Below are 23432 nucleotides of genomic sequence, written 5' to 3'. Positions count from 1 at the left end.
AAGTAACGCTTGTGCTTATCGCTCCACGCCGGTCCATGTGACCGTGACGCTGCCTGGGGAAATCGCCGCATATCCGCCGCTTGCCCCTGCCGATGCCTCCAGGACCGTCACCGTCGGGGGCACGCCGGGGGTCGTGGCCCGCACTTCGAGCAGGTCGACCCCACCGAGCGGCCCCACCAGCAGCACACGGGACGGCGAGGTGCCGTCCGACATGCTTGCGGTCACCGGCGCGGCAGCGAGGAGGAGCGGCGTGCCGCTGCCACCCTCGACCGACACGAGCAGCGCACCAACGGCCCCTGCCGTCGACTGCACCCGCATGCGGTAGAGCTCGGAGGGGAGCTTCGGCGTCGTCGGTTCGCCGCCGCACGACGAGAGCAGCAGCACCGTGGCCGTCGCCAACCAGGCGCGGGCCGCGCTACGGACGAATCGCATTGGCACCTCCACGACGCTGCAGAACCCGCATCACCACGGCGGAGAACCGCGCTTCGGGCGAATGATCCATCAACGCCACCAGGTCCCCGAGGTCGCGGATGCCATTCCGATTGCCGGCCGCATCGAGCTGCGCCGCAATCTCGGGGGCGATCGATCCCTCGCCGAGCAGCGCCCGTGCGAAGGTGTCGATCAGCAATTGCGGCGCAAGGAAAGTCGCCGTGACCGCGCGCGCCTGCGTGACCTCGACCTGGCACGGGCCAAAGCCGGTGCACGCTCCGCTCCATCCACCGAACGCACCCGCCGTCGCCGTCGGTGTCAGCGTCACGATCGCGCCCTCGACATACGTGGCGCTGCACGCCCCAGTGACGCTCCCCGCCGTGCTGAGGCACGCGAGCGCAGGTGCGAGCCCGGCCTGACTGGTGATCGCGCCGCTCCCGCCACCCGCGGCCGTGAGCGTCACCGCGAAGGTCGGCGGATCAAACTGTGCACTGACCGTCCGGACCTCGGAGAGCGTCACGACGCACGCCCCCACCCCGCTGCACGCGCCGCCCCAGCCTGCGAAACTCCCGCCGCTCGCCACGGCCTCGAGGGTCACCACCGTTCCCTCGGCAAATTCGGCGGCACAGCCCCCAGCCACGGCGCCGCGCGTGCTCACGCAAGCAATCCCCGCCGGCGTACTCGTCACGCTGCCGCTCCCGGTCCCGGTCAGCTCCGTGGCCAGTTGTCGATTGGCCACGACGAAGGTGGCGCCGACATTGCGGACCTGGGTCAGGGCCAGCGTACAAGTCGCCGTCCCGCTGCACGCCCCGCTCCATCCCATGAACGTTCCGACCGTCGCATCCGCCGTCAACGTGACCATCGTGCCCTGCGGATACGCTGCCACGCAGGCGCCACTCAACGTGCCGGCAGTGCTCACGCAATTGATCCCCTCGAGACTCGAGCGCACCACGCCACTGCCATTGCCATCGGCCGTGACGGCGAGGGTCTGATTGCCGAGCTGAAAAGTGGCCGTCACGCTGCGTGCCTGGTCCAGGGTGACCTGGCAGTTTCCGGAACCGACGCACGCCCCGCTCCAACCGACGAGACTCCCGGACGTGACCGTCGGGGTGAGCGTGACGACGGTCCCGCCGGGAAAGGGGGCGCTGCAAGTGCCGCTGCTGCTGCCGGCGGTACTGGTGCAGGCGATTCCGCCGGGCGAGGATGTCACCATGCCGTTGCCACTCCCCGCCCCGGCCACGCTCAATTGCACATCGGGCAATGGCATCGTCACCGTGACGCTCCATCCCTCGGCCGTGCGCGCATTGACCTGCACGCGAATCCCGTTGACACCTTGGAAGGTCTCGCCCGGAAGCCACATCGCTCCGGCATCGTTGGGATTGCCGTTGTTGTCCGGGTCAACGACCTTGGCCGGAACACTCGTGCCCGGGGTGATCAGGTGAATCACCACCGCCTCGCCAGGCAGCGGCGCATCGTAGCCGAGGAAGCGGCGCGCCTCGACGGTGTAGAATTGCGACGTCCCCTCGATGGGGATGACGATCTCGAGGGGCGTGGTGCCCGCCGTCGGAAATTCCGCCTGTTCCAGCAGGATCGTCTGCGTTCCCGCGGTCGGCGTCACCTTGCGCGCCGCGGGAATCCAGCCGAGCAGATCCTTGTGGTAGATGATCGTGTGCCCGGCGAGATAGCTGCTGGTGGCGCCGTTGAAGATGAGATACGAATTGCTCATCACATCCCAGCGCGAGTCATACGTCGCCGAGTAGGGCCCCGAGGAATGCGGCAACCCGAGCGAGTGACCCACCTCGTGCGCATAGGCGCCATGCATCGACGATTGGGTCGCCCATAGCGGCATCCAGGTCATCGGCCACGACCGCGTCACACCGTCGAGCGACAGGAAGCTGGAACCGCCCCATGCGTAGCCATCGAGATCGGCGTTGACCTGAATCAGGATGCCGGAGAAGTTGGCGAAATTCACGCTCGCATCCGCCGCGGCCGTGCAGTCGGCAGCCAGCGCCGAGAACGCCAGCTGCCCACCGGGCAGATAGGCGGCTCTCGGTTGTGGCAGCGTGAACCAGCCAACGGCCTGACTGCCGCCGAGGTTCATCTGTCCCGCGGAGAGTTCGCGATAGTAGTGGTCAAGATTCGGGGAGCTGTTGGAGAGGAGCGCGGTGAAATCGGCGAGCGGCCGGGGTTCGCTCGCCACGTCGGCGAACTTGCACAGCAGCAGCGCGTACGGCTTGGCACCGCTCTGCGGAGGTTGGGCCATCAGGGAGGCCGTCCGGCCGCCGTCGGTGGAGGCAATCGAGCCGGCGCGCAGACGGGGCGCGAGTGGCGCGCCGCGGGCCCTGGATATGGCCGGGGTGGCGGTCCCGACCACCGTCACCCGGCTGCGGTTCAGGGCGCGCACTCCGCCCGCGACGCGCACCTGGGCCTCCGTCAGCTCGACGTCCCAGACCTCCCCGCGATCACCGGTCAGCGTCCAGGCCATCCGGGGGGGCCGCGCCCCGCGGTCCGCGTCACCCCACTGCACCATCAGTGTCCCGGTCGCAGTGGCGCTCTGGGCCGCGACCGGCCCGTGCCACGCGAGTGACAGCAAGCCGGCAGCAAGCAGGAGACGGCACGAACGGGGCATGATGCTCGGCGCGAGGGATGTCAGGGAAGCTGGGCGTCTACGGACGCCCTCTTGGAAGTGTCGGACCGGGACGGTGTCCGCTGAAAGGTAGCGCTCGCCACTCCGGCCGCGGGACGGCACCCAGCCGGCACCCTCGACCGATCTCCGGGTATACTCCGAGATGCGCTACACCACCTACACCAAGTACGTCGCCGGGCTCGCCGAGCAGGTGAATCTGCAGGCGCTCCTGGACCAACTCGGGGATTTCCTCCTCGAGTCCGGCTTCGCGGGCACCCCCTGGTGGGGGGAGCCGGGCGACGACGAGGGGGAGCGCACCCTCGACGACCTCCGCAACGCGATCCTGAAGGCGTTGATCGAATCGGGCCAGCTCACCCCCGACATGCTGAAGCTGCTCAAGGATGGCACCACCGGCGACGCGGCCCGGGACCAGGAGGTGCAGGCCGAGTTGGCGACCCTCCTCGATCGGATCGTCCAGCGTCTCGCCGAAGAGGGATACCTCAACCTGACCAATCAGGCCGGCCAAGCCATCCCCCCTGATCAGCTCCCCGGCGGCGAGGCCCGTGCCGCGGCGCGCACCGTCAAGTTCGACCTCAAGGAGAAGGGCGCCGACTTTCTCGGCTACCGTACCCTGCGCGCCCTGCTCGGTGCCCTCGGTCGCTCGGCGATCGGTGCGCACGAAACGCCCCACCTCGCCACGTCCGTGGAGAGCGAATCGGCGAGCAAGGTCTACGAGTTCGGCGACGTGATGAATCTCGACGCCGCGGCAACCCTGACGTCGGCGATCGCTCGCCACGGCCTGACCATGCCGCTCGAGCTCGACTACGCCGACCTGCACGTGACGCAGGCCGAGTACCGCTCATCGGCCGCCACGGTGCTGATGCTTGACTGTTCGCATTCGATGGTGCTCTACGGCGAGGATCGCTTCACGCCGGCGAAGAAGGTGGCGCTCGCACTGACCCACCTGATTCGTCACCAGTTTCCGGGCGACGTGATCAAGGTGGTGCTCTTTCATGACACGGCCGAGGAGATCCCGCCGGGCGCGCTCGCCAGCGTGAAGGTCGGGCCGTATCACACCAACACGGCGGCCGGGTTGCAGCTCGCACGGCGCATTCTCGCTGGCCAGCGTCAGGAGATGAAGCAGATCGTGATGATCACCGACGGCAAGCCGTCGGCGATGACGCTGCCCGATGGACGGGTCTACGTCAACTCCGGCGGCCTCGATCCGTCCATCTTGAAGGCGACCTACGCGGAGGTCTCCGCGTGCCGTCGCAGCAACATCATGATCAACACCTTCATGCTCGCCCGCGACCACTACCTGGTCGAATTCGTGAAGCAGGTGTCGCGGATCTGCCGAGGCAAGGCCTACTTCGCCTCGCCGATGACGCTGGGCCAGTTTCTGCTGATGGACTTCCTCAAGGGGAAGACGCGCCGCGTCGGCTGAGCCTCAGCGGAAGCGCACCGTCTTGAGCTTCTTCCCCGCCGGCTGCATCGCGCCTTCCTCGACGCTGTTGAGCAACGCCAACTCCGCCGCCGTCGTCGCCCCACCACTCTCTGCCGCCAGCGCCGACATCGTCATGGCCCGCGGCAGGGTGATGACGCGCAGTTCGCGCACCCGCGTGAAGACCTGGTTGGCGGGCGTCGCCGCAAACGAGCCGATCGAATTCTTGATCGCGCCGCCCAGCTGCGGCCACGACGCCGCGACCGACATCCCGATGAACTGCCACACGGCGTTGCGGTAGCTGATGTAGGCGACCCGGCCGAGCAGCTGTTGGCCGTCCTGGGTCACCGCCGAGAAGTCGGCCCACTGTGCCGGCGAACCGCCGATCTGCCCCTGCTGCACCGCGGTCGTGGTGACGCCCTGCTGCGCCTGCCACGCCTGCATCGCGGCGGCAATCGTCGCCTGCGACGCCTGACTCAGTTGCAGCTGTCCGGCACCGTTCGGCTCGGCGCCGATCACCTGCGTGGCCTGATTGATCCCCTGCCACCCCGCCGGCAAGTCGAACTGGAGCTGCAGGCCAGGATGCAGAAAGCGCACGCCCTGGAAATAGCCCTGCCGCGGATCCTGCCCGTAGACGAGGTGATCGAGGCGGTCGAGGAAGCGGTCGCGGCCGGTCACCAACTTGGCGTAGTTGCTGACGGTGTCGGCCCACCCCTGCGTCGCCGCCACGCGATTGCCCGGGTCCGGGTGTGTCGAGAGGAAGCCGGGAATCCGGCCCGCGTTGCCGCTGGCGTCGCCGACGCGCTGCAGTGTCATGAAGGTCTTCGGCATTTCGCGCACGTCGTAACCCTGGGAGAGCGAGTACCGATGTCCGAGCCCATCGGACTGGCTCTCTTGATCACGCCCGAACTTCAGGAAGAGGATCCCGAGTCCGGTGCTGCCCGCCTGCGCGATCCGCTCGTCCTTGGCGAGAATCGCGGCACCGAGAATGCCGATGGTGCCGACCTGTTGCCGCGAGATCGCCGCGACGGTGTGCTTGGCGGTGACGTGGCCGATCTCATGGCCGACCACCCCCGCCAGTTCGGCCTCGCTGTTGAGGTACGCGAGGATGCCGCGCGTGATGAAGATGAAGCCGCCCGGCGCAGCGAAGGCGTTCACCATCGGATCGTCGATGAGGTGGAATTCCCACGGGAGTGCCGGTCGCTCGCTGGCAGCGGCCATCGCCTTCCCGATCCGGGCAACGTAGGCCTCGAGCGCCGTATCAGGGTAGAAGCCGGTCTCGGCGCGGGCCCGGGCAACCTCGCCCTTCCCCATCTCGATCTCCTGCGCTTCGGAGACGAGCGAGAGCTGGCGCTTGCCAGTGACGGGATTGGTGGCGCATCCGGCAAGCAGCAGGACGGCGAGTATCAGGGGTGTCCGGGGCATTCGCTCCTCGGGGAGTCGGGGACGTATCATTCACGCCAGATGACGACGACCAACAAGGATATCACACGAACCGCTTGGACCGGCTGGACCCCGGCGCAGGGCTTCCCCCTGCCCGGTGGCCCCGGCCCCGATGATCGCGTGTCGTTCGTGCTGCGACTCGGCCGGTCGTTGCACACCTCCGGCTACGCGGCCCACCGCCTCGAAGAGGCGCTCGAACTGACCTGCGATCGACTCGGGCTGCAGGCGCAGATCTTCTCGATGCCGACCTCGATCATGGTCTCCTTCGGGCCGCAGGACGACCAACGGACCTTCCTGATCCGCGTCGAGCCGGGAGAGTCCAATCTCGGCAAGCTCGCCCAGACGGATGAGGTCACCCGCGAGGTCCTCAGTGGGCAGTTGACGCCCCTCGAGGGATCGCGTCGGCTCGAGGCCATCGAGCTCGCGCCACCGCCCTACCCCGTCTGGTTGACGACCGCCGCCTTCGCGATCGCGTCGGGCAGTTCGGCGCGCTTCCTCGGCGGTGGTTGGCACGAGATGGTCGCCGGCCTTGGGATCGGGCTCGCGATCGGCTTGCTCTCACTCGTCACCACGCGCATCGCCGGCCTCAATCGCGTATTCGAACCGGTCGCCGCGCTGACCGCCTCGCTCCTGGCGGCCGGCGTGGCGTGGGCCGGCTTCCCGATCTCGGTCTTCATCGCCACGCTGGCCGGCGTGATCGTCCTGATCCCGGGGCTCACGCTCACCACCGCCATGACCGAGATCTCCACCCGTCACCTGGCGGCAGGCACGGCCCGCCTGATGGGTGCGATCGTGCTGCTCCTCGGCATCACCTTCGGGATCGCGCTCGGCAGCAAGCTCGGCGTGCTGGTGCTCGGCAAGATCGTCTCGACCCGAATCACGCCGCTGCCCGAGTGGACCCTCTTCATTGCGGTGTTCGTCTCCGCGCTCGCCTTCATCGTCCTGCTCAAGGCCGAGGGACGCGACGCCCCCTGGATCATCCCCGCCGGCGCCCTTGCCATCATCGGGTCACGCTTCGGCGGCGACACCCTCGGCCCGGAGCTCGGGGCCTTCGTCGGCGCCCTCGCGGTCGGCATCGGCGCCAACTGGTACGCCCGCATCACGAACCGCTCGTCGCAGATCGTCCTCGTCCCCGGCCTGCTCATGCTGGTGCCCGGGAGCATCGGCCTCCGGTCGCTGACCTCCCTGCTCGACAAGGACGTGATTGTCGGCGTCGAAGGGGCCTTCCGAATGATCCTGATCGCCGTGTCACTCGTCTCCGGCATCTTGATCGCGCAGATCGTGAGTCCGAAGCGGAAGCTGCTGGGGTGATGGTCGAACGGCGATCAGCGATCAGCGAACGGCAATCGCTGTTCGCCGATCGCCGTTCGCTACTCGCTTACTTAGGCTCCACCTTCCGGTACGCCTCAACCACCGCCAGCTCCCCTTCCTTCCCCGGCTTGGCATTCCCGTGCTCCATGCCGAGCACACCGGTGTAGCCCTTGGCCTTCAGGTGGGCAAAGATCCGCGCATAGTTGATCTCTCCCGTGCCGGGTTCGCGCCGGCCGGGGTTGTCACCGATTTGCACGTAGGCCACCTCGGACCAGGCGCGATCGAAGTTGGGAATCAGGTTTCCCTCGGTGATCTGCTGATGGTAGATGTCGAAGAGGATCTTGCAGGACGGCGAGTTCACCGCGCGGCAGATCTGGTACGCCTGCGGGACCCGCGTCAGGAAGAGCGACGGATGGTCGCGCCGGTTGAGCGGCTCGAGCACCATGATCAGGCCGTGCGGTTCAAGCAATGCCGCCGCCTTCCGGAGGACCTCGACGCCATTGGCCGTCTGGTATTCGAACTCCAGCCGCGGGGCCACCTCGCCCATCACCACCGTGATCCACTTGGCGTTGACGCGCTTCGCGACCTCGATCGAGGCGCGCACATCGGCGAGGAAGGATTCGGTGAATCCCTCATCGCCGCCGGCGAAGGTGATCTTGCCGAAGGCGGTGCCCGGATTGAGGACGAATACCCCCATCGTCATCCCGAGCTTCGCCATTTCGCGACCGATCCGCTCCTGCTCCTCGACGGGGCGGCCGCGCATCCCGTTGTCCTCCAGCGCCCGGAAGCCGCGCTCGTGCATCCAGCGCAACTGAGCGACCACGTCGTCGCCGGCATTGCCGGCGAACATCCCGAAGTGCGGCGCGAACTTCACCGAGAACACCGGATCGGCTCCCCGAATGCTCGCCGCGAGGGGCTGCCCCACGGTCAGCGCCGCGGCCCCTGCCGCGACGCCGGCGGCGACGAAGCTTCGACGTTCCATCTCACCACCCCTCGTTGAAGGTCCGCGAAAGCACGGTCTGCCCCGGCATCGGCACGGGCGGCACCACCAGCGAGCCAAGCGCAAACGGCTTCGGCATCAGGTCGAGCTTGGCCGCCATGAGCTGCGTCCAGGAGACGTCCTTGCCCGTGTAGGCCGCTTCGCGCCCCATGATGGCCGTGAGCGTGCTCTCGGCGATGCGGCGCCCCTCGTTGAGCGGCGTCCCGGCACGAATCGAGGCCACCAGGTCGCGGTGCTCCTCGACGTACGGGTTCAGCCCCTCGACGACAGCGGGATGCGACCAGGTGCTGCCACCCGCGGTGATCTTGTTGTAGGCGTTGGAATTGCCCTTGGTGCCGAGGATGCGCTCGCCAACCTGCGACGAGGTCCCATCCTGCTGCCGACACATCGACATCAGGCGGACACCATTCGGATACTCGTACTCCACCGCGAAGTGGTCGAAGATGTGCCCATACTCCGCCCCGGTCCGCGCCTGCCGGCCGCCCATCGCCGTGGCCTTGATCGGCAACGCACCGATGACCCAGTTGGCGACGTCGAGATTGTGCACGTGCTGCTCGACGATGTGGTCACCCGAGAGCCAGGTGAAGTAGAGCCAGTTGCGCAGCTGCCACTCGGTGTCACTCCACTCCGGCTTGCGGGCGAAGTTCCAGAGCGACCCCTGGTTCCAGTACACCTGCGCCGCGACGATTTCGCCGATGGCGCCGTCGTGAATGCGCTTGATCGTCTCGATGTACCGCGGATCGTGGCGACGCTGCGTCCCGCAGACGATCGCCAGATGCTTCGAGGCCGCGGCCTCCGACGACTTGATGACCGACAGCGCGCCGGTCACGTCAACGCAGACCGGCTTCTCCATGAAGACATGCTTGCCGGCGTTGATGGCCGCCTCGAGGTGCATCGGACGGAACGCCGGTGGCGTCGCGAGAATCACCAGGTCGACGTCGGCCGCCAGCACCTTCTGGTAGGCATCGATGCCGGTGAAGGTCTTCTCCGGCGTGACCTTGTACTTCGCGGCGAAGCCGGGATTCTCTGCGGCCACCTTCGCGAATTGCTCGCGCGCGGAGGCGAGGCGATCGGGGAAGATGTCGCCCATCGCGACGAGCGTGACGTTCTCGCTCGCGGTGAGGGCATCGCGGACGGCGCCGGTGCCCCGGCCGCCGCAGCCGATCACGCCGATGCGAATGGGGTCGGCGTCGGGCACGCCAATGGCGAAGCTGCGGCGCGGCAACGCAAGCGCCCCCGCGGCAGCCGCGGCGGCAGAAGCAACGAAATGACGACGGTCAATGCTCACGGGATCCTCACGATGCGGAAGCCTACAAAGGTGCCATCGGACAACCACCAACGACTCTTGGGAATCTGCGGATCGGTCGAGTTCCAGCTGGGGGCCTGCAGGTCGCGCGGCCGACCGAGCACCACGCTCGCGGCTTGGCGCCAGGTGCCGCCGCGCAAGACCGGGGTGCCGTCCGCGCCGGTGACCCATTCACCGGCGTTGCCGAGCAGGTCATAGAGCCCGAGCGCATCGGCGGCACGCGTGGCCACCGGATGCGTCCCGGCATCGGCGTTCTCGGCCACCCACGCGAGTTGCTGCACCCGGGCCGGGGTCAGTGGCCCCTTGCCGAGCGCGAGCTCCGCGGCACGCAGCCACTGGGCGTCGGTCGCCAGCGCGTAGCGGTGGCCGGTCTTCTGGCTCAACCACTCGGTGTAACGGACCGCCGTGAAATAGGTCATCGACAGCGCGGCGTACCCGGCATGGCCGAAGCCGTGGTCGGGCGCCCCGTAGGGCCGTGACGGCCGCGTAGTGGCATCGATGTTGTTCCGTTCGGCGCGCGCGATGTCGAGGCGGAAGGCGAAGATGTCGAACGCATCCCAGGTCACTTCGGTGCGCCCGATCCAGAACGCGGGCACCGTCACCTTCTGCGGACCGTTCGGGCCGGGCACGAGCACCTCACCGCCACTCACCGGGACCATCTCGAAAGTGACCAGCGAACCGGGAATGGAATCGGTGTACGGACGGAGTGGCGCCTGTGCCGCCACGGGCAGTGCGGCCAGCAGGACGCACGCGCCGCATGCCACGAACGATGGTAGCTTCATCAGATATGCACGCGAGGATGCGAGGGAGAGTCGGGATGGCGATCATCCTGACCGCGATCTTGAAATTGCACGGGGCGCCCGCCGTTGCACAGGGGGGAGGCCACGAGTATCGCCAATTGCATCTCGGGATGGAGGTCCGCCTGGTCCTCCATGCCGACCAGGCCACAGCCGATACCGCAGCCCGCGCCGCCTTCGGCCGCATCGCGGCCCTGGAGCAGATCCTCAGCGACTGGCGCCCGACCAGCGAAGTCCGCCAGCTGACCGACCACCCGGGCGCGTGGCGGCCAGTGTCGGCCGAGCTGCTCGAGGTCCTGGCCCGGGCCATCGCCATGAGCCGCGCGAGCGGCGGCGCCTTCGACCCAACCGTCGGGCCGCTGGTGACACTCTGGCGCGAGGCCCGTCGCACCGGCGTCGCGCCACTCGACTCCGCGGTCCGCCGCGCCCGACGCGCCACTGGCTGGCGACTGATCGCGCTCGACTCAGTGCACCGCCGGGTCCGCATCGGTCGCCCCGGCATGCGCATCGATCTCGGCGGGATTGCCAAGGGGTGGATCCTCGGCGAAGCGCGCACCATTCTCCGTGCGCACGGTGTCCACGCGATGCTCCTCGAGGCCGGCGGCGATCTGCTGCTCGGCGCGGCACCGCCCGGCCGCGAGGGATGGGAGGTTGCCGTGTCCACGCCGCATGGCGACTCGACGCTCGTCCTCCACGACGTCGCCATTGCCACCTCGGGACCATCCGCACAGCACGTGGTGATCGACGGCGTGACGTATTCGCATGTGATCGACCCCCGCAGTGGCCGACCACTCACGACAGCATTCGAGACCACCGTGCTGCACCCCGATCCCGCCACCGCCGATGCCCTGTCGACCACCATCACCGTGCTCGGCCCCACCCACGGCCGCGCGCTTGCCCGCCGACTCGGCGGCACCGTGGTGGTGCGTCGCTAACGTCGCCCTTCGGCGATCACCGCAAGCTCCCCGACGGCGACCAACGGTCGGCCATCACCCCCGCCGATACCGATGAGCAGCCCCGGGATCCCAACCGAGAAGGCGCTCCACCGCTGCCCATCCCAACGCCACGCCCCGCCCGCCTCACCGACGACCCAGATGTCGGCATCATCACCGCGGATGGCGCGCAACGCACCGGGCGTCGGCGCTGGCAACTGCGCCCAGCGCGATCCATTCCAATGAAGGACCACGCCTTCCTCACCCGCCACCCAGACGTCGCGTGACGTGCGCCCCCAGACGCCGCGCAACAGGCTGCGCACCGGCGTCTCGAGGCGATGCCATTGGGAGCCATTCCAGCGCAACACCGTGCCACTGTCACCCACGGCCCAGAGATCCACCCACTCGCGACCCCAGACGTGGCGCAGGAAACCCGACGTACCGGTCGTGGTGGACCGCCATCCCGCGCCATCAGACGCCAGCGCGGTCCCCTGCGCACCAACGATCATCGCGCGCCCACCCGGACCCCACCAGACACTCCGCAACAGGCCGCCGAACGGTGACGACTCCCGCTGCCACGTCGCGCCGTCTCGACGGAGAATCGTCCCACTGTCGCCGACCACCAGCAGCTGCGACGCGTTCGGTCCGTCGACACCGTAGAGCGACGTCGCCGTGGGCAGCGTGATGCGCTGCCACGCGCCGGCCTCGCGGGCGTAGGCCAATCCACCGAGGCCGACCGCCAGGCCGCGGCCGTCCGCCGCGACATGGACCCCGAAGAGCACGGCGCCGGTGTGTTGCAGCTGCCACCCGTCGCGGTCATCCAGCACCTCACCAAACCAGCCCGCCGCGAATTGCCGCCCGCCCGCCGTCGCGACCGCACGCAAATTTTCTCCCGGCCCGCTCACCGACGCGAGCGACCACTGCTCCCCGTTGCCGCGAAGGATGCGGCCGCCGTCCCCGACAATCGTGAAATCGGCATTCCCGATCGCCTGCACCCTGAAGAGGGTCACCGGCGTCGGCGACGCCACCTGCCGCCAGACACCCGTGCCATCGCGCAGGAGAATGGTCCCCGACGCGCCCACCGCCACCATTCGCCCCGCACCATCCCCCGCGACGCCGAAGAGCGGCTGCGAGGTCGGGGTCGCCACCTGCTGCCACGCGCCGTTGATGCAGCACTCGACAATGGTGCCGTTGTTGCCCACCGCCACCAACGACTCGTCAGTGCGCCCCCAGATGCTCCAGAGTTCGGTGCTCGTGGGGGCCGCCATCTGCTGCCACCCGGTCGCGGTGTGCCGCGCGATGTAGCCGCCAGTCCCGACGATCCAGTAACGAGTGCGATCGAGGCCCCACAGGCCCAACAACTGGACGCCCGCGATGGTCGTGTCGACCGACCACGCACCGTTCTCCCGGCGAAGCACCGAGCCACCATCGCCGACGGCAAGGAGGTGATCGACGTCGGCCCCCCACAGCCCGGCGATCGTCTCGGTGACCCCGACAGTCTCCGCCTGATAGCGCTGGCCGTCCCACCCAAGGACGACCCCGCCCTGCCCGCCAAACCAGGCCCGGCTTGGTGTCGCGGCCCACGCGGAGAGGAAGCTCGTGTTGGTCTCGCCGCGCGCCACGACATCGATGGCGACAGTCGGTCCGGCACCGCCCGTCGGCAGGGTCGGCTCAGCGAGGCACCCACCAAGGAGAAGCAGCGCGACGAGCGCCAACCCCGATGGAGCGCGCATTCAGCGGAGCCCGAGCAGCGTGAGGATGTGGGCGCGTTGGGCGTCGTAGAGCGTTGCCCCGACGGCGGTCGCGAGGATCACGGCGCCGACGCGGACCAACGAGTGCCAGGGCGTGACGGCAAACTCAAGCACCACCGCCATGATGATGGCGGCAACGAGGGGCCACGCGATCAACCGCCGCAACGGCTCCCGGCGACGACCACGCGATTCCGCGACGAGATAGCCGAGCAGCGTGAACGCCGCGGCCTGCGCAATGACACGCAGCAGTGACTCGCGGGCGGCTTCACCGCCGCCAGTGACCGCGACCGATCCGGCGTGCAGCGAGACCCCGACGAGCAGCACGGCGAGGAGTGGCAGGAGCGCGCGCACGACCTGCGGCTCGAGGCGCCGTTCCCGCCGGAGTGCCGCATTCCAGAGTGGTCCACCGAGCAGGGCGACCGCGAGTGCCACCCCGATGCCGAGGCCGGCGAGCCGTGGCGCAACGCGGACCGCGGGGACGGCGGCAACCATCATCCAGATGGTCGTCATGAGGACCGGCAGCGCGGCGTTGGCGCGGGCGTCTCGGCCCACGGTGGCCACGGCCGTGATGGCGAGCGCACCGGCCGCGCCGATCGGAGCCAGCATCCAGAGTCGGTCGGGGGCGCTGCCGCTGCTCAGGCCGATAAGCCACGCCAGCGGCCAGAGCAGGTAGACCAGCCCCATCATCGGCTGATCCAGCCAGAGCCGGGTCACCAGCGTGGTGCTGGCGACGCGGCGCGACAGGGCGGCGGAAATCGCCGCGCCGATCCCGGCTCCGCCGCCGTTCGCGAGCAGGTCGCTCAGGGTGGTGTAGCGGGGCGCGAGGAAGAGCTGGGCCGTCTCGATGGCAGCGCCCAACGCCAGTCCGAACAGCAGGGCCGCGCCCGCCGATCCGCCCCGGGAACGGTGCCAGAGCACCCCGAGCGGGACGAAGAGCACGATGTTCAGGATGACGTCCGTGGCCCACCCGCCATCGGTCACGATCAGCGCGGCGGTGAAGTGCGCCGGCACGGCGAACTGAAACGGCGCCAGCGTGATCACGGCGACCACCACGGCGAGGTAACCGAGGAAGAGCCCGCCAAGACGGCGGCCGGTGGCGACGGAGGGGTGCGACAAGCCGGGAATATCGGCGGGTCGGGAGGGGGGAGCAACGCGCCCCCTTGCGGAACGCGAAATCAATGTGATATCATATTGGTGTCACCCTAACTGGATGGCTCCATGATTCGTGAAATTCCGCGCAAGGCCCTGAACGGCATCCTCGCTCTCCTCCTCCTGACGGCCGGCAGCTTCGCCGCCGGCGCCCTCGTGATCTCCGGTGCCCGACAGGAAGACGCCCCGCTGGCGCTCCTCGGCGCCGCAGGGCTGGTGGTCATGCTGGTCCTCTGGTGCGGCCTCCTCTCGGTCCAGCCCAACCAGGGCCGCGTCCTCACCCTCTTCGGCGACTACAAGGGGACCATCAAGGCGCCCGGTCTCTGGTGGGTGAACCCCTTCATGGGGAAGAAGGCGATCTCGCTGCGGATCCATAATTTCGAGACGGCGAAGCTCAAGGTGAACGACCTCGACTCGAATCCGATCGAGATCGGCGCGGTGGTGGTCTGGCAGGTCGTGGACACGGCCGAGGCGCTCTTTGAGGTCGAGAACTACGAAGACTATGTCCGGGTGCAAAGCGAGTCGGCCGTGCGAACGCTGGCGACGCAGTACCCGTACGATGCCCACAAGCCCGACACGATCTCGCTGAGCCACAACGCGGCGGACATCGCCGAGCAGCTGGCGGCGGAGGTCCAGAATCGGCTCGCCAAGGCGGGGATGAAGGTGCTCGAGGCACGCCTGACGCACCTCGCCTACGCCCCGGAGATTGCCGGCGCGATGCTGCGCCGCCAGCAGGCGAGTGCCGTCATCGCGGCGCGCGAGAAGATTGTCGAAGGCGCCGTCTCGATGGTGGACATGGCGCTTCGCCTCCTCGAGGAGCGCTCGGTCGTGACGCTCGATCCGGAGCGGAAGGCGGCGATGGTGTCGAACCTCCTGGTGACGCTCTGCGCCGAACAGCCGATGCACCCCGTGGTCAACACCGGCTCGCTCTACTAGGCCGCCTCTCCATGAGCGAGCGCAAGTCATTCCTCGTCCGGCTCGACCCGAGCCTGCACGCCGCCCTCCAGCGGTGGGCCGCGGACGACCTGCGCTCGCTCAATGGACAGATCGAGTTTCTCCTGCGTCAGGCGCTCGCCACTTCGGGGCGCCCCGTCCCCGTAGTTTCCCCGATTTCCGAGGAAAACAATCGTGATTAGCATGGAGGGTTCGCTCAGACACTGACCGACCCGCATTTCAGGACGACGATCATGACGCCTCCTCACGCCACGACCGCCGCCGCGACTGCCTCCGATGCAGTCGCCTCCCCCCCACCCCATCCGAATTGGCTCAAGGACGACCTCGGCGCCGCCGTCGTCGTCTTCCTGGTGGCCCTCCCGCTCTGCCTCGGCGTCGCCCTGGCATCCGGGGCCCCGCTCTTCGCCGGCATCATCGCCGGTGTCCTCGGCGGCCTGGTGGTGGCCCCGCTCTCCGGGTCCCAGCTGATGGTCAGCGGGCCAGCCGCCGGCCTCACCGCGATCGTCCTCTCGGCCATCGGCACCCTCGGCGGCTTCGAGCCCTTCCTGCTCGCCGTGGTGATCGCCGGCGCCATTCAGGTCGGACTCGGCCTGATCGGGGCTGGAGTGATCTCCTACTACTTCCCCTCCTCGGTCATCAAGGGGATGCTGGCGGCGATCGGCATCATCCTGATCCTGAAGCAGGTGCCGCACGCCGTCGGCTACGATGCCGATGCCATGGGTGACGAGAGCTTCCGGCAGGCCAATAACCAGACGACGCTGAGTGCGCTGCTTGAAATTCCTCAGCTGCTGGAATGGGGGGCGGTGCTCATCGCCGTCGTTTCGCTCGCCCTGCTGCTGCTCTGGGAGCGCCCCGCGCTGAAGGCGTGGACCTTCTTCCCCGGCCCGTTGGCGGTCGTCCTCGCGGGCCTCGGCATCAACACCCTGCTCGGGATGCTCGGCTCGCCCCTCGTGCTGGGGGCGTCGCACCTGGTACAGCTGCCGTCGTTCGGTGAACTCGCCGGACAATTCAGCTTCCCGCAGTGGGCCGCGATCAGCAATCCGGCGATCTGGCGGGTGGCAGTGACCATCGCCATCGTGGCGTCGCTCGAGACGCTGCTCTCGATGGAAGCAACCGACAAGATCGACCCGTTGAAGCGGCAGTCCCCGCCGAACAAGGAGCTCATTGCTCAGGGCGTCGGCAATACGCTCAGCGGGCTGCTCGGTGGGCTGCCGGTCACCGGCGTCATCGTGCGCTCCTCGGCAAACATCGACGCCGGCGGCAAGACAAAGCGTTCGGCGATTGCGCACTCGATGCTGCTGCTGATCGCCGTGATGGCGATCCCGGGGTTGCTGAGCCGCATTCCGTTGGCGGCGCTCGCAACCATTCTCGTCTACACCGGCTACAAGCTGGCGCACCCGCGGCTCTTCCGCGCGGCGTGGGCGACGGGCCGTGAGCACTTCATTCCGCTGGCGGTCACGGTGATCGCGATTCTCTTCACCGACTTGCTGGTGGGGATCGCCATCGGCCTGGCGGTGGGTGCCTTCTTCATCCTGCGCGCGCATGCCAAGGCGCCGGCGCTTCGCCAGATCTCGATCGATGGCGCGGTGCTGACGCGGTATGTGCTCCCGGATCAGGTGACCTTCCTCGCCAAGGCCAGCCTCTCGGAATTCCTCCAGCGCGTGCCGCCGGGGAGTCGTCTGGAAATCGACGGCCGTCGCGCGCAGCGCGTGGACTACGACATCGCCGAGCTGTTGCAGGACTTCCACGCGACGGCCGCGGCCCAGGGCATCGACTATCGCCTGGTCGGGTTGCCGGAAGTCCGCAGCACACCCGCCCACTCGCACTGACCTCAGGAGCAGCGACCATGGAAGCGTTCGACAAGATGCTGGAGTTCAACCGTCACTGGGCGGCGGAGATGGTGGCCAAGGACAGTGGCTATTTCACCCGTCACGCCGCGGGGCAGACGCCACACACCCTCTTCATCGGCTGCTCGGATTCGCGCGTCCAGACCAACACGCTGACGGGCACCGAGCATGGCGAGATGTTCGTCCACCGCAACATCGCCAATCAGGTCTACGGGTCGGACCTGAATGTGTTGTCGGCGGTGGACTACGCCGTTGACGTCCTCGATGTGAAGCACATCATCGTCTGCGGTCACTACGGTTGCGGCGGGGTACGCGCGGCCGCTGCGGCGGAGTCGCCGACCCACGGCCTGACCGACCACTGGCTCTCGCAGCTCCGGACTATCAAGCGGCTGCACAAGGACGAGCTGGATGCCTGCGGTGAGGGCGAGGCCCGCCTCGACCGGCTGGCCGAACTCAACGTGCTCGAGCAGGTGCACAACCTCGCCGCGACGCCGGTGATCCGGGACGCCTGGGCTCGTGGGCGCCGCCCGATCCTCCACGGGGTGGTCTACGACATCCGCACCGGGCTGCTCAAGGAGCTCGCCACCCGGATCGACGGGGTGGACCGGATCCGGAGCATCTTCGGCGACGCCGGCTGACCCGCGGGCGGCCGGGCGATTGGCCCGGTCGCCGTCGGGTACTAGTTTGCAGTGGGCGCCGCTCATCTGGGGCGCGCGGGACCATCACCTTCTCGACCGAGCCTGAACCATGCGATCGATCCTTGCCCTTCCGCTCCTTGCCGTGGCCCTGGTGGCCTGTGGTGACAAGTCGCCGGAGCCGTCGTCCGAGACGAACGACTCGACCACGGCCGCCGCACCGGAAATCAAGATGCCGCACGTGATGGCGTTCGACGCGGGCCACGCGCTCGACTCGACCGGCGCGATCGTCGGTGGCGTCGCATCGCGCTTCAACAGCGGCGACACCATCTTCGTCTCGGTGCGCACGCAGTACGTCGCCCCCGGCGCCAAGCTCGAGGCGGTCCTGCTCCAGGGCACGACCAAGGTGGCCAGCGACAATGGCATCGTCGGCGACCCCGACACGAGCACCGGCGTTGCCACGGTGCCGATCCGCTTCCAGAACAGCAAGCCTTGGCCGAAGGGAGCGTACCAGATCGAGATCCTGCTCGATGGCGTCTCGCAGGGCCTGAAGCCCCTCGAGATCGAATAGTCTTGCACGCGCAGCATCCTGCAACGCAACGGGCCGCCCCAAAAGGGGCGGCCCGTTGTGCATCCGAAGCGTGCTGGCAGCTCAGTCCGGGGCGATCGGCGGCATGGCAGGATGCACGGAGGTGATCAGGTGCGCCTGCAAGGCCCCCGATGGGCACTTGGCCACCGCTGCAATGACCTGCTGGGCGCTGGCCGCATCGGGCTGAACCCAGCGCGCGCGGGAGACGTCGAACACCGCCGGCAAGGTGCGCAGACAGACCCCGGAGTGCTGACAGACCTGGGGGTTGAACGTCACGCGGACGTCACCGCTTTCGTACACCTGCAGCCGGTCACGACTCATACCGCCTCCGGGGGGTCGGGGATGCCATGGAATGTAGCGCGCGACGCCGCGCCAGAGGCAAGGTCCCTCGAAATTGACCGTCCAATTTCCGGTGGCGCCCGCCGGGGGATGGCGGTAAACTGGCAGCCATGACGCGCCTCTCCCCACTGCCTGCCCGTCGCACCATGATGCGCGCCGTCACCAGCCGCGACCCGGCGTGGGACGGCCTCTTCATCGTCGCGGTGCGCACCACCCGGATCGCCTGCCGACCGGTCTGCCCGTCGCGTCCGGCGCTGCCCGAAAACCGCGAGTTCTTCCCGACGCTCGCGGCCGCGGAAGCCGCTGGCTATCGCGCCTGCCGTCGCTGCCACCCCGGGCGGCCAGCGCCCCTCCCGACCTGGTGGGGAAGGCTCGAATCGGCACTCGCCACGGCAGGAGCGGAGCGACTCTCCGACCAGGCGCTGCAGCAACTCGATCTCGACCCCGTCGTGATTCGACGCCATTTTCGGCGCACCCACGGCATGACCTTCCAGGCCTGGGCCCGCGCACAGCGCGTCGCCAAGGCGCAACACCGACTTCGCGAGGGCGACATGCTCGATCACGTGATCCTGACCTCAGGCTACGCCTCGCACAGCGGCTTCCGCGACGCCTTCGCGCGCATCGTCGGCATGCCGCCCGGTCGGGCGCGAGGTGGCGAAGCGATGGTCGCCACCACCTTCGATTCGCCGGTCGGACCGCTGGTCGCCGCAGCGACTGAGGACGGGGTGATGCTGCTCGAATTCGGCGACCTCGCCCGACTCGAAGAGCAGGCCACCCGGCTGCGGCGCCGCTTCGTCGGGCCACTGATCGTCGGTGAGCACCCGCACCTCAGCCAACTCGGCGAGGAACTCACCGAGTACTTCGCCGGGACGCGGCGCGACTTCACCGTGCCGCTCGTGGTGCGCGGCACGCCCTTCGAAGAACGCGTCTGGGCCGCGCTCCGGCAGATCCCCTACGGCGGCACCTGCTCCTACGCCGATGTCGCCGAGCGGATCGGCTCGCCCAACGCCAGCCGCGCCGTCGGCAGCGCCAACGGACGCAACCGCCTCGCCATCGTGATCCCCTGCCATCGCGTGGTGAACGCCGACGGCAAACTCGGCGGCTACGGCGGCGGTCTGTGGCGAAAGAAGCGGTTGCTGGAGCTGGAAGCAGGATGATCGATGATCGATGATCGATGATCGATCATCGATGATCGATCATCCTGTCACAACCGTCACGAAAGCCCTTCAATTCGGCCATCCGCCGCCACCCGCATCCCCTCGGCGGCCGGCACCTTCGACAGCCCGGGCATCGTCATGATGTCGCCCGTCTTGCAGACCACGAAGCCCGCGCCCGCCGATCCCCAGACCTCGTTGACCGTGATCCGGAAACCCTTCGGCGTGCCGAGTCGGGTGGCGTCGTCGGTGAGTGAGTACTGCGTCTTCGCCATGCACACTGGCGTGTCGGCCATGCCGATCGATTCGAGATAGTCGATCTGGCGCGAGGCAGCCGGGGTGAAGTCGACGCCATCCGCGCCGTAGACCTTCTGCGCGATCGTCTCGGCCTTGGTGCGGATCGGCAGGGCGGTGTCGTAGATCGGCTGGAAGTTCGCCGTGCCCCCATCGAGGAGCTTCTGCACCTCGCGTGCGAGCGCCTCGCCACCCGCGCCGCCACTCGCCCAGACATCGCAGAGCGCCACCGGCACGCCAAGCCCTTCGGCGTACTTCGTGACCATGGCCATCTCGGCGGGCGTGTCGCTGAGATGGCGGTTGATGGCGACCACGACCGGCACGCCGAACTGGCGGACGTTGCCGACGTGGTGGGCCAGATGCGGCAGCCCGCGCTCGAGGGCCTCGAGGTTCTCGACGCCGAGCGCCGTCTTCGGTACGCCGCCCTGCATCTTCAGCGAGCGGATGGTCGCCACCAGCACCGCCGCTTCCGGCTTCAGGCCACCCGCGCGGCACTTGATGTCGAAGAACTTCTCCGCCCCCAGGTCCGAGCCGAAGCCGGCCTCGGTGACGACGATGTCGCCGAGCGCCAGCGCCGAGCGCGTGGCCACGAGACTGTTGCAGCCGTGGGCGATGTTGCCGAACGGGCCGGCATGCACCAGTGCGGGGCCACCCTCCAGTGTCTGGACCAGGTTGGGGCGCATGGCATCCTTGAGGAGCAGCGTCATCGCGCCGACGGCTTTGAGGTCGCGCGCGCGCACCGGGGTGCGTGCGGTGCCGGCGGTCGATCCCACGATGATGCGCCCGAGCCGCTCCTGCAGATCCTCGAGTCCGCTCGCGAGGGCGACGATCGCCATGATCTCGCTGGCGGGAATGATGACCCAGCGCTCCTCGCGCACGACGCCCTCGGCCGGCCCGCCGAGGCCGATGATGGCCCGGCGCAGGGCACGGTCATTCATGTCGATGGTGCGCGGCCAGGTGATGCGGCGCGGATCGAGTCCGGTCGGATTGCCCTGCTGCAGCGAGTTGTCCATCATCGCCGAGAGCAGCGCATGCGCGCTCGAGATCGCGTGGAAGTCACCGGTGAAGTGCAGGTTGATGTCTTCCATCGGCAACACCTGCGAGTAGCCGCCGCCGGCCGCACCGCCCTTCACGCCGAATACCGGACCGAGGCTCGGCTCCCGGATGGCCAGGACGGCGTTGGTCCCGAGGCGCCGGAACGCCTGCGCCAGGCCAACGCTCACGGTGCTCTTTCCTTCACCGCTGGGCGTCGGCGAAATGGCCGTCACGAGCACCAACTTCCCGCGGGCGGGTCGGCTGGCGAGCTCGAGCGGGAGCTTCGCCTTGTACTTGCCGTATTGATCGATGTCGTCTGGGGAGAGGCCGAGATCGGCCGCGATGGCGGTGATGGGACGGAGCGTGGCGCTCTGGGCAATCTCGATGTCCGACGGTACGACCTGGACGGTCACGGGCGATCTCTCGGTGAGGTGGGATTGGGATTGGGAAACGTCTCCGCACCGTGATCCTCGGCGCGGGGATGGAGGCAGGCAAAGTCCTTTTCGATCAAGAGGTGGCACGTGCCGGCGGGAGTGGGCTGGATCGACTCGATCGACACCGCATCGCTCTCCGCCCACTGCATCGCCTCGGTCTTCGGCACCACGACCTCCAGGCAGCCCTCGGCAAACGTCGCCGTCACGGGACCACCGATGGCCACCACGAGGGCATAGCGAAAGGCGCTGCCATCAGGGAGCTCGGCGCGCGCCTCGATCCGCTGGCCCTGCCCGATGGCCTGCACTTCCGGGCGCGTGAGCCGGAGTCGGATCGACGAATCGCGGAGGCGCAGTTTCATGGCGTCACCGTGATCGGGCTCAACACCTGGTCGGCCCGCTGCAGGTCGGCGGCGGTGTTGATGTTGAGGAAGGCATCGGGTTGCTGCGCGCAGTCGACGATCACGCTGTTCAGCGCGGCGGTCCAGCCGTGCACCGAGCGACCCCCGTCGGCGAGGTAGCGGCGCAGTGCACTGCGCAGGTTCGTGGGGAAGAGGAGAAACAGCTGCTGCAGTTGGTGCCCGTCGTGCGGGAGCGCGATATCCGCCGAAGCCCGCTGCAACGCGAGCCCAAGCCGCACGACGAGGCCCGTGTCCAGCAGCGGCGCATCTGCTGGGCAACAGAACGTGTACGGGGTCGAGACACGTTCGAGCGCGGAGAGCAGCCCGCCAAGTGGTCCCATCCCGGGCACGTTATCGGCGATGACCGCGTCCCCCCAGGCACCGTGGGCGGCGACGTCGTCGTTGGCGCTGATCAGCACGGCCCCGACCTGCGGGGCGAGGCGGGCGCGAACATGCGCAATCAGCGGTGCGCCGGCAGCCACCAACAGCGACTTGGTGACGCCCCCCATCCTCTGCCCATCGCCCCCGGCCACGATGATTCCGGTGATCTCCTCGACGGGAATCACGCCACACGACCAGCCGTCAGTCGCTTGGCCGCTTCGGCCACGAGCGGATGCAGCGGCGGCGTCCCGGCGGCGAGGATCGCAAGCAATTCGATCCGCATCGACGGCGTCCAGAATCCTTGCAGGTGCTCGGCCACCCCGTTGATCGCGTCCTCGGCCGGATACGGTTCGAAGAACTGGGCAATCTGCGTGGACATGCGGACCAGGTCAGCCGACTGCATCGGGGAACTCCCTCGGAAAGCGGACCACCTGCCGGCCGGGGCCGGCGCAGGCCAGCGGGACGCCGAGCGCCGCGGAGGCCGCCAAGGCGAGCGTCGTCGGCGCGGAAATCGTGGCCAGGAGCAAGGCCCGGGCAACGGCCGCCTTCGCCACCAGCTCCACGCTGCAGCGTGACGTCATCGCGACGAATCCGGGTTCACCGAGACGGCCCTGTCGCGCCAGCGCGCCCACCAGTTTGTCGAGCGCATTGTGGCGACCGACATCCTCGCGCACCAGGAGGACCGCGCCATCCGGACCGCACCACGCCGCGGCATGCACCGACCGGGTGACCGCGTTCACCGGCTGCAGGTCGGGCAGCGCCGCCCACGCCGCGAGGACGGCCGCATCCGTGACCACCTGCGTGGCCACGACCGGCACGACACCAGCGAGCCCGCTCCGAAAATCGCCCAGCGATTCCAGGCCGCAAATGCCGCAGCCGGTGGCGCCCGCGACGCTGCGGGCGCGTGTCGGGCGCAATGGCACCGGCACGTCGAGGTCCACCGTCCAGTCGCCCTCCTGCTGCGCGATGCGCAACCCGGCGACCCCCGCCGCGTCGGCCACCAGTCGTTCCGTCAGCGCGAGCCCGACGGCGAAATCGTCGAGGTCGGTTGGCGAGGCAAGCATCACGGTCCACGGCGCGCCATTCAGTCGCAGCTCGATCGGCGTCTCGACCGCGATCCCCCAGGGCTCCGCCGCCGGCGAACCCGCCACGTGAATCGGCCAGTGTTCGAAGGCAGGCACCAGCGT

Annotated in this window: 22 protein-coding genes; 9 read left to right on the top strand and 13 right to left on the bottom strand. The window is 68.5% G+C overall.

The window, feature by feature from the left end; genetic code table 11:
* Positions 1-15: 15 nt before the first annotated feature.
* Positions 16-432, bottom strand: coding sequence for a hypothetical protein (locus IPG05_01825; GenBank protein MBK6493839.1), 417 nt, complete (start codon positions 430-432; stop codon positions 16-18).
* Positions 416-3058, bottom strand: coding sequence for a hypothetical protein (locus IPG05_01820; protein ID MBK6493838.1), 2643 nt, complete (start codon positions 3056-3058; stop codon positions 416-418). Before IPG05_01820 ends, IPG05_01825 begins: the two co-directional genes overlap by 17 nt.
* Positions 3059-3218: 160 nt before the next feature.
* Between IPG05_01820 and IPG05_01815 the strand changes: the two genes are divergently transcribed.
* Positions 3219-4499: a VWA domain-containing protein gene (locus IPG05_01815; GenBank protein MBK6493837.1), complete on the top strand. Its 1281-nt coding sequence runs from the start codon at positions 3219-3221 to the stop codon at positions 4497-4499.
* Between the two features lie 3 nt (positions 4500-4502).
* Here the strand turns inward: IPG05_01815 and IPG05_01810 are convergent, their stop codons facing one another.
* Complete coding sequence (locus tag IPG05_01810; protein MBK6493836.1) at positions 4503-5921, bottom strand: M48 family metalloprotease; 1419 nt, start codon at positions 5919-5921, stop codon at positions 4503-4505.
* Between the two features lie 39 nt (positions 5922-5960).
* On the opposite strand from IPG05_01810, the gene IPG05_01805 reads away from it, so the two are divergent.
* A complete protein-coding gene (locus IPG05_01805) occupies positions 5961-7250 on the top strand; it encodes a threonine/serine exporter family protein (protein MBK6493835.1) in 1290 nt (429 codons plus the stop codon).
* 67 nt (positions 7251-7317) lie between these two features.
* On the opposite strand, the gene IPG05_01800 is transcribed toward IPG05_01805, so the two are convergent.
* Positions 7318-8232 (bottom strand): TIM barrel protein, encoded by a 915-nt coding sequence (locus IPG05_01800; GenBank protein ID MBK6493834.1) that lies wholly within the window; start codon positions 8230-8232, stop codon positions 7318-7320.
* 1 nt (position 8233) lies between these two features.
* Positions 8234-9727 carry a Gfo/Idh/MocA family oxidoreductase gene (locus tag IPG05_01795; GenBank protein MBK6493833.1) on the bottom strand — a complete coding sequence of 498 codons (1494 nt, stop codon included), beginning with the start codon at positions 9725-9727 and terminating at the stop codon, positions 8234-8236.
* Positions 9728-10373: 646 nt separating this feature from the next.
* Here IPG05_01795 and IPG05_01790 point away from each other — a divergent pair.
* The gene (locus IPG05_01790; protein MBK6493832.1) at positions 10374-11288 is read left to right on the top strand and encodes an FAD:protein FMN transferase; all 915 of its coding nucleotides are present in this window, start codon (positions 10374-10376) and stop codon (positions 11286-11288) included.
* On the opposite strand, the gene IPG05_01785 is transcribed toward IPG05_01790, so the two are convergent.
* Together IPG05_01785 and IPG05_01780 are read right to left on the bottom strand one after the other, a co-directional pair.
* On the bottom strand, positions 11285-13018 hold the full coding sequence (locus IPG05_01785) for a hypothetical protein (protein ID MBK6493831.1): 1734 nt from the start codon (positions 13016-13018) through the stop codon (positions 11285-11287). The two genes, IPG05_01790 and IPG05_01785, sit on opposite strands and share 4 nt — an antisense overlap.
* Positions 13019-14152: a VanZ family protein gene (locus tag IPG05_01780; GenBank protein ID MBK6493830.1), complete on the bottom strand. Its 1134-nt coding sequence runs from the start codon at positions 14150-14152 to the stop codon at positions 13019-13021.
* Positions 14153-14254: 102 nt separating this feature from the next.
* Here IPG05_01780 and IPG05_01775 point away from each other — a divergent pair, with 102 nt between their 5' ends.
* From IPG05_01775 to IPG05_01755, 5 genes are all read left to right on the top strand, one after another.
* Positions 14255-15121, top strand: coding sequence for an SPFH domain-containing protein (locus IPG05_01775; GenBank protein ID MBK6493829.1), 867 nt, complete (start codon positions 14255-14257; stop codon positions 15119-15121).
* An 11-nt stretch (positions 15122-15132) separates the two neighbouring features.
* Positions 15133-15321: a toxin-antitoxin system HicB family antitoxin gene (locus tag IPG05_01770; GenBank protein MBK6493828.1), complete on the top strand. Its 189-nt coding sequence runs from the start codon at positions 15133-15135 to the stop codon at positions 15319-15321.
* A 51-nt stretch (positions 15322-15372) separates the two neighbouring features.
* Positions 15373-16968, top strand: coding sequence for a SulP family inorganic anion transporter (locus IPG05_01765; GenBank protein MBK6493827.1), 1596 nt, complete (start codon positions 15373-15375; stop codon positions 16966-16968).
* 17 nt (positions 16969-16985) lie between these two features.
* Positions 16986-17624, top strand: coding sequence for a carbonic anhydrase (locus IPG05_01760; protein MBK6493826.1), 639 nt, complete (start codon positions 16986-16988; stop codon positions 17622-17624).
* 109 nt (positions 17625-17733) lie between these two features.
* Positions 17734-18192 (top strand): hypothetical protein, encoded by a 459-nt coding sequence (locus tag IPG05_01755; protein ID MBK6493825.1) that lies wholly within the window; start codon positions 17734-17736, stop codon positions 18190-18192.
* Between the two features lie 81 nt (positions 18193-18273).
* Here IPG05_01755 and IPG05_01750 read toward each other — a convergent pair whose 3' ends face one another.
* Entirely contained in the window at positions 18274-18531 is a 258-nt protein-coding gene (locus IPG05_01750; protein MBK6493824.1) for a (4Fe-4S)-binding protein, read from the bottom strand.
* A gap of 128 nt (positions 18532-18659) precedes the next feature.
* Between IPG05_01750 and IPG05_01745 the strand changes: the two genes are divergently transcribed.
* Positions 18660-19706 (top strand): methylated-DNA--[protein]-cysteine S-methyltransferase, encoded by a 1047-nt coding sequence (locus IPG05_01745; GenBank protein MBK6493823.1) that lies wholly within the window; start codon positions 18660-18662, stop codon positions 19704-19706.
* Positions 19707-19762: 56 nt separating this feature from the next.
* Here the strand turns inward: IPG05_01745 and IPG05_01740 are convergent, their stop codons facing one another.
* Genes IPG05_01740 through IPG05_01720 form a run of 5 tightly spaced genes read right to left on the bottom strand, consistent with a single transcriptional unit; the run spans position 19763 to position 23402 of the window.
* Complete coding sequence (locus tag IPG05_01740; protein MBK6493822.1) at positions 19763-21445, bottom strand: formate--tetrahydrofolate ligase; 1683 nt, start codon at positions 21443-21445, stop codon at positions 19763-19765.
* A complete protein-coding gene (locus IPG05_01735; protein MBK6493821.1) occupies positions 21442-21825 on the bottom strand; it encodes a hypothetical protein in 384 nt (127 codons plus the stop codon). Before IPG05_01735 ends, IPG05_01740 begins: the two co-directional genes overlap by 4 nt.
* Positions 21822-22430: a molybdenum cofactor guanylyltransferase gene (gene mobA / locus IPG05_01730; protein ID MBK6493820.1), complete on the bottom strand. Its 609-nt coding sequence runs from the start codon at positions 22428-22430 to the stop codon at positions 21822-21824. Before mobA ends, IPG05_01735 begins: the two co-directional genes overlap by 4 nt.
* A complete protein-coding gene (locus IPG05_01725; protein ID MBK6493819.1) occupies positions 22427-22648 on the bottom strand; it encodes a formate dehydrogenase subunit delta in 222 nt (73 codons plus the stop codon). Before IPG05_01725 ends, mobA begins: the two co-directional genes overlap by 4 nt.
* Entirely contained in the window at positions 22635-23402 is a 768-nt protein-coding gene (locus IPG05_01720; GenBank protein MBK6493818.1) for a formate dehydrogenase accessory sulfurtransferase FdhD, read from the bottom strand. The genes IPG05_01725 and IPG05_01720 overlap by 14 nt, the downstream gene beginning before the upstream one ends.
* Positions 23403-23432: the final 30 nt, after the last annotated feature.

It is taken from the genome of Gemmatimonadota bacterium (assembly GCA_016704275.1).
Taxonomy (GTDB): Bacteria; Gemmatimonadota; Gemmatimonadetes; order Gemmatimonadales; family GWC2-71-9; genus Palsa-1233.
Note: the sequence above shows the minus strand (reverse complement) of the source record. Positions and strands in the feature narration are given on the sequence as shown.

Excerpts from the sequence above, each read along its gene's own strand:
- IPG05_01760 (MBK6493826.1), top strand. The coding sequence starts at position 16,986 with ATGGAAGCGTTCGACAAGATGCTGGAGTTCAACCGTCACTGGGCGGCG.
- IPG05_01810 (MBK6493836.1), bottom strand. The coding sequence starts at position 5,921 with ATGCCCCGGACACCCCTGATACTCGCCGTCCTGCTGCTTGCCGGATGC.
- IPG05_01805 (MBK6493835.1), top strand. The coding sequence starts at position 5,961 with ATGACGACGACCAACAAGGATATCACACGAACCGCTTGGACCGGCTGG.
- IPG05_01820 (MBK6493838.1), bottom strand. The coding sequence starts at position 3,058 with ATGCCCCGTTCGTGCCGTCTCCTGCTTGCTGCCGGCTTGCTGTCACTC.
- IPG05_01825 (MBK6493839.1), bottom strand. The coding sequence starts at position 432 with ATGCGATTCGTCCGTAGCGCGGCCCGCGCCTGGTTGGCGACGGCCACG.
- IPG05_01800 (MBK6493834.1), bottom strand. The coding sequence starts at position 8,232 with ATGGAACGTCGAAGCTTCGTCGCCGCCGGCGTCGCGGCAGGGGCCGCG.
- IPG05_01745 (MBK6493823.1), top strand. The coding sequence starts at position 18,660 with ATGACGCGCCTCTCCCCACTGCCTGCCCGTCGCACCATGATGCGCGCC.
- IPG05_01750 (MBK6493824.1), bottom strand. The coding sequence starts at position 18,531 with ATGAGTCGTGACCGGCTGCAGGTGTACGAAAGCGGTGACGTCCGCGTG.
- IPG05_01815 (MBK6493837.1), top strand. The coding sequence starts at position 3,219 with ATGCGCTACACCACCTACACCAAGTACGTCGCCGGGCTCGCCGAGCAG.
- IPG05_01790 (MBK6493832.1), top strand. The coding sequence starts at position 10,374 with ATGGCGATCATCCTGACCGCGATCTTGAAATTGCACGGGGCGCCCGCC.
- IPG05_01770 (MBK6493828.1), top strand. The coding sequence starts at position 15,133 with ATGAGCGAGCGCAAGTCATTCCTCGTCCGGCTCGACCCGAGCCTGCAC.
- IPG05_01795 (MBK6493833.1), bottom strand. The coding sequence starts at position 9,727 with ATGGGTCACCGGCGCGGACGGCACCCCGGTCTTGCGCGGCGGCACCTG.
- IPG05_01785 (MBK6493831.1), bottom strand. The coding sequence starts at position 13,018 with ATGCGCGCTCCATCGGGGTTGGCGCTCGTCGCGCTGCTTCTCCTTGGT.
- IPG05_01735 (MBK6493821.1), bottom strand. The coding sequence starts at position 21,825 with ATGAAACTGCGCCTCCGCGATTCGTCGATCCGACTCCGGCTCACGCGC.
- IPG05_01775 (MBK6493829.1), top strand. The coding sequence starts at position 14,255 with ATGATTCGTGAAATTCCGCGCAAGGCCCTGAACGGCATCCTCGCTCTC.
- IPG05_01765 (MBK6493827.1), top strand. The coding sequence starts at position 15,373 with ATGACGCCTCCTCACGCCACGACCGCCGCCGCGACTGCCTCCGATGCA.
- IPG05_01755 (MBK6493825.1), top strand. The coding sequence starts at position 17,734 with ATGCGATCGATCCTTGCCCTTCCGCTCCTTGCCGTGGCCCTGGTGGCC.
- IPG05_01725 (MBK6493819.1), bottom strand. The coding sequence starts at position 22,648 with ATGCAGTCGGCTGACCTGGTCCGCATGTCCACGCAGATTGCCCAGTTC.